Raw genomic sequence first — 4288 nt, forward strand, 5'->3', positions numbered from 1 at the left:
GTGCGTCCACGACGGCTGCGCTCGACGCCGGCGATCCGCAGGCTCGTCGCCGAGACCACGCTCGCGCCCCGGCAGCTGGTCCTGCCGGCGTTCGTCGCCGACGGTCTCGACGCGCCGCACGCCATCTCCTCCCTGCCCGGGGTCGTGCAGCACACCGTCGACTCCCTGCGCCGGGAGGCCGCCGCCGCCGCCGAGGCGGGACTCGGCGGGATCATGCTGTTCGGCGTCCCGCTCGACGAGCACAAGGACGCCTCGGGCAGTTGCGGCGCCGCCGCCGACGGCATCCTCAACCGGGCGCTGACCGCCGTCCGCGAGGAGGTCGGTGACGACCTCGTGGTGATGGCCGACACCTGCCTGGACGAGTTCACCGACCACGGTCACTGCGGTGTCCTCGGCACCGACCCACGTGGCGAGCAGGTCGTCGACAACGACGCCACACTGGCCGCCTACAACGACCTCGCCGTGGCCCAGGCCGCCGCCGGAGCCCACGTGGTGGGGCCGAGCGGGATGATGGACGGCCAGATCGCCGCCATCCGCGAGGCACTGGACCGCGAGGGCTACCAGGACGTGGCCGTGCTCGCGTACAGCGCCAAGTACGCCAGCGCCTTCTACGGGCCGTTCCGCGAGGCCGTCGGGTCCTCGCTGCGCGGCGACCGGCGCACCTACCAACAGGATCCCGCCAACCTGCGCGAGTCGCTGCGCGAGGTGCGGTTGGACCTGGACGAGGGCGCCGACATGGTCATGGTCAAGCCGGCGATGAGCTACCTCGACGTCCTGCGCCAGACCGCCGAGATCTCGGACGTGCCCGTGGCCGCCTACCAGGTCTCCGGGGAGTACGCGATGATCTCCGCCGCCGCCGAGCGCGGATGGATCGACCACGACCCGGCGGTGATGGAGTCGCTGACCTCCATCCGCCGCGCCGGCGCGGACATCGTCCTGACCTACTGGGCACTGCACGCCGCCCGCCTCCTCGCCGACGGGTGGGGCTCCCGGTGACCGGCACCGGCCCGTGGCGCCCACCCGAGCGGACCGACGGCGCCTCCGAGCGCGCAGACGGCCGGCCGGTGGAACCGGCGGGACCTCTTCCCGACGACGTCCACTCCGCCTGGGGACTGTGGCTCGCCGCCACGGGGTTCGCGCTGGTGGGGATGCTGCTCAACGCCGCGACCTCCCGGTTCGGCGACCTGCCGCCCGCCACACGTGACGCCTTCCGCGACGCCGTCGAGACCGCCGGGACCACGGACATCTCCATCGAGGCACTGTTCGGCGCGGCCCGGATCCTGGGTGCCGTCCTGGCGGTGCTCGTGAGCGTGGTGACCGTGTGGCTGGCATTCCGGCTGCGGGCGGGGAAGGGCTGGGCCCGGACGATGCTCGACATCGTCGCCATCTTCCTCGTGGTGGACGCGGTCTCCGTCGTGATCGGCGTGTTCGGCGGTGTCGCCGAGGCAGGGGAGCGCGGTGAGATCGTCACCTTCCTCGTGATCTCGCTGCAGATCCTCGCGGGGCTGTGCGCCGCGACCGCCGTGTGGCGTCAGCACACCGCCGAGGCCATGAAGTTCACGACCGGCGGCGGTGCGCGTGCCGGCGAGTGAGCCCGACCGGCCGGAGCCGGGCACGGGACCGGAACCGCAGGGCCCCATCCTCTTCGCCGAAGACGGGTGGAGCTGGGCCTGGATCTTCGCCGCGCCGCTGTTCTGCGCGAGTGCCGCCGTGTTCGAGCTGGTCGCCGGCGCGCCCGTCCACTGGCTCATGCTCACCGTCTGCGCGGTCGCCTCGGCGATGTGCCACGGGGTGATGATCGCCGCCACCCGCGTCCACGGTCGCGTCCGGCTCACCCCGACCACGTACATCCAGGGAACCGAGGAGCTCGAGCTGGACCGCGTGCAGGAGGTGCTCCCGCTGCCCGGTGACGGCATCCCCGAGGCCTCGTGGGAGACCGCCCGCACGCTCGGGGAGCTCCGCGAGGTCCCCCGCCGCCGGCGATCCGTCGGACTGCGCCTGGACACCGGTGCCGAGGTCCGGGCCTGGACCCGCGACCCGGTCGCGCTGCACGCGGCCCTCGAGGCCGCGGTCCGCTCGGTCGGAACGGGCACCGGCACGGGCTCGGGCACCGCCTCGGATCCGGCGTGACCGCCCGGCGCCACGCCGTGCTCGCCGTGACCGCGGCAGTCCTGGCGGTGGTGTTGTGGTGGTTGTCGCGCGACCTCGTGGCCGTCCGGCCGCCCGAGGTCGACCCGCCCGTCGACGGTGTCATCATGCGGACCTACACCGAGCCCTGGCTGCTGCTGGCTGCCACGCTGTCGGCCGGGGTAGCGATGGTCGCCACCACGCTCGCGTTGCTGACCCGCGGCAGCCGGCATGAACAGTGATATATCTACTTCTGCCTGCACGTTTTCGGCACCGACCCCGCACGCGGTAACGATCGGATGACGGTTCCCTGAGTCGGTGCCAGTTGGTGCGGCGTGGCACCCGCCACAGGCTACATTTGGAGCGGTTCGGACGCTTGTGACGCTCGTGAACTTGAGCGGTCGCGGCGTCCGATTCGTCTGGCAGTCATCTACAGAACATGGAATCGGGGATCGGTGCAGCCGTCTAGCACTTTCGTTGGCACCACCGCGGTCGTTGGGGCGATCGCACTTCTTGGTACCGGAGTGGCTGCCGCCGCCCCGGTCAAGTGGCAGGACTGTACCGAGATGCTCGGGATCGAGGCCGAGTACGTGCCGGCCGGTCTCGAGTGCGGGACCGTCGAGGTCCCCGTCGACTACAGCCAGCCCGACGGCGCCCGGACCGAGGTCGCACTGACCCGCATCAAGGCGTCCTCGGGGCAGGCCCGGTCGGCCGTCTTCGGCAATCCCGGCGGCCCCGGCAACTACGCCCTCAACTTCTGGAGCCCCGCGTTCGACGGCACCGCGCCCGCCGGCCTGTACGAGAACCACGACCTCGTGGCCGTCCAGCCGCGTGGCCTCTACGGCTCCAACCCGATGACCTGTGACGTCGCCTTCGTCGGCCCCACCACCGCCAACGCGCTGCACGACGCCTGCTTCGGGACCGATCCGGCCTACATGGCCTCGTTCACCACCGAGAACGCGGCCCGCGACATGAACGCCGTACGCGAATCGCTCGGGCTCGCCGAGATCGACTACGTGGGCGTGTCCTACGGCACCGCGATCGGCACCGACTTCGCGACCCTGTTCCCCGAGCACACCGGCCGCATGGTGCTGGACTCCAACACGCACCCCGACTGGCGGTGGTCCACCCAGGCCGAACAGGGCGCGCTCGCCCAGGAGCGACGACTGAACGACATCTTCACGTGGATCGCCGAGCGCGACGACTACTACGGCCTCGGCGACACCCCGCGCAAGGTGTTCCACTCCTGGAAGTGGGTCACCGACCAGGAGGTGGGGGGACCCGCCAACCTCACCCCGCCGCCGGCCGAGACCCGCGACCTGCCCGTCGAGCTGCGGGGCACCGCGCTCGAGCGGCCCGCGCTGGACACCATCAACGGCACCGCGCCCGCCCTCGCCCGCGTCGAGGGTCTCGGTCGCGCCGTCGCGCTGCAGGGTCTGACCAACAACGCCACCACCGGGTTGTACGACGCCACGGTGGGCGCGACCTACTCCGAGCAGGCGTGGCCGATGCTGGCGCACATGCTCAAGTACTACAACGACGGCGGCAACATCGCCCGGGTCGACTACCCGACGGCCGCCAGGATCGTCGCCGCGCAGGAGAGCCGCTCGCCGGTCTTCCGCACCGACATCGAGATGAACGCGATCATCACGTGCAACGAGACCGCCTCGCCGCCGAGCGAGCTCGGCGTCATGGCTGCCAAGGCGGACCGCTACACGGGCGGCAACAAGCTCACCACCCGCGCCGCGGCCGAGGCCGCCGGCGACGACTGTGTGGGCTGGGCGCCGGTCGCACGCACCATCCAGCCGAACGGCGACGCCCTCGACCAGAAGCCGCTCGTCCTGCACTCGGAGAAGGACGCCGTCACCCCGATCGCCGGTGCCCACAGGGTCGTCGAGACGCTCGACGGGACGCTGGTCGTCGTCGGCGGCGGCGAGCACGGCACCTTCCGCACCGGAAACGCTGCCGTCGACGCGGTGGTGATGGAGTTCCTCGAGACCGGGGTCGCCACCCCGGGGCGCGTCGAGGGCAAGCCCTCGCCGGAGCCTCTGCCCAGGTGGGGTCAGGCCGAGCGCGCGGCCGCCGCCCAGCAGGGCATGTCCGCGCCCGTCGCCGGAGCCGACGACTGGTACGGCACGCACCGCGACACCGGAGCGGCCAC

The 4288-nt window shown here is 72.0% G+C and carries 5 protein-coding genes; all 5 read left to right on the forward strand.

Annotated features, from left to right (window positions below; all coding sequences use genetic code 11):
- Positions 1 to 996 (forward strand): porphobilinogen synthase (gene hemB / locus G6031_RS15235; RefSeq protein ID WP_187702328.1); only part of this gene is annotated, 996 nt, incomplete at its 5' end.
- A complete protein-coding gene (locus G6031_RS15240) occupies positions 993 to 1592 on the forward strand; it encodes a hypothetical protein (RefSeq protein ID WP_179523379.1) in 600 nt (199 codons plus the stop codon). The genes hemB and G6031_RS15240, both read left to right, overlap by 4 nt.
- Positions 1579 to 2130 carry a hypothetical protein gene (locus G6031_RS15245; protein WP_179523378.1) on the forward strand — a complete coding sequence of 184 codons (552 nt, stop codon included), beginning with the start codon at positions 1579 to 1581 and terminating at the stop codon, positions 2128 to 2130. The genes G6031_RS15240 and G6031_RS15245 overlap by 14 nt, the downstream gene beginning before the upstream one ends.
- Entirely contained in the window at positions 2127 to 2369 is a 243-nt protein-coding gene (locus G6031_RS15250; protein WP_182653707.1) for a hypothetical protein, read from the forward strand. The genes G6031_RS15245 and G6031_RS15250 overlap by 4 nt, the downstream gene beginning before the upstream one ends.
- 282 nt (positions 2370 to 2651) lie before the next feature.
- A partial coding sequence (locus G6031_RS15255; RefSeq protein ID WP_182653708.1) for an alpha/beta fold hydrolase occupies positions 2652 to 4288 on the forward strand: 1637 nt, incomplete at its 3' end.

The sequence above is a fragment of the Dietzia sp. CQ4 genome (genome assembly GCF_014145125.1).
In the GTDB taxonomy this organism is placed as follows: Bacteria; Actinomycetota; Actinomycetes; order Mycobacteriales; family Mycobacteriaceae; genus Dietzia; species Dietzia natronolimnaea.